Origin of the sequence: Bartonella sp. AC535YNZD (assembly GCF_042196625.1) — a bacterium.
GTDB lineage: Bacteria > Pseudomonadota > Alphaproteobacteria > Rhizobiales > Rhizobiaceae > Bartonella.
The window spans coordinates 1-872 of sequence record NZ_JBHIQP010000063.1 but is presented as its reverse complement, the minus strand read 5'-3'; the positions used below and the strand labels follow the sequence as shown (position 1 = coordinate 872).

1 protein-coding gene is annotated in these 872 nt (G+C 39.0%); it reads left to right on the top strand.

The annotated features are described in order from the left end of the window. Positions 1–34 precede the first annotated feature (34 nt). On the top strand, positions 35–872 hold an 838-nt coding region (locus ACFIM8_RS09160; RefSeq protein ID WP_375614836.1), incomplete at its 3' end, for a type IV secretion system protein.

Sequence of the window (872 nt, the reverse complement as noted above, 5' to 3'; positions counted from 1 at the left end):
ATAAAAAGTTGAAAATTCATTAAAGAGGAATTCCATGGACTTTACAGTGTTCACGCAACTTTTCAATAAAATTGATCAGATAACAAAAACATATGTCACGGACATTTCCTCAAAAACAATAGCTACAATTACACCCTTTGTATCAATCGGTATCACAATCGCTTTCGTCATCTATGGTTGGCTCATCATTCGGGGTGCTATCGATATGCCACTTTCCGGATTCGTAAACCGTTTCCTGCGGATAAGTATTATTACTTCAATAGCTCTTACCACAGGACTTTATCAGAATGAAATTGCCATTTTGATAACACAAATGCCCTATGAGTTATCAAAGGCGCTCATAACAAATCCACTCAATGATACACAATTAATGAATTTACTTGACAAAGCAGCAACCAAAGGATTCCAATATGCAGGCCGTCTTTTCCAAGAAACCGTCTTCTTCGAAGCCAATGGATTGCTTTACAGTCTCTTAGGAATCCTCATCTTGCTAGCAACAAGCCTCGTAGTCGCAATCGGTGGGGGTCTCGTGCTCCTGACAAAAATCGCTATTACACTTCTCGTAGGATTGGGACCACTCTTCATCATTGCTTTGCTCTGGCAACCAACTCATCGCCTTTTCGAGCAATGGATAATCCAAGTCGTCAATTATATAATCCTCTTTCTACTCTTAGCAACTGTATTTAATCTGATGATGAATATCTTTGCAAACTATTTGAGTGATATGAAACTCGACTACAACCAGAATGTAAGCTTCATGTTTGGAGGAGCTCTCATCTTGTCCATTATATCCATCATGCTGTTACTCAAACTATCAAGCATGGCCAATTCTCTCGCAAAAGGCATTACATTTGGACATCTATGGAGACATA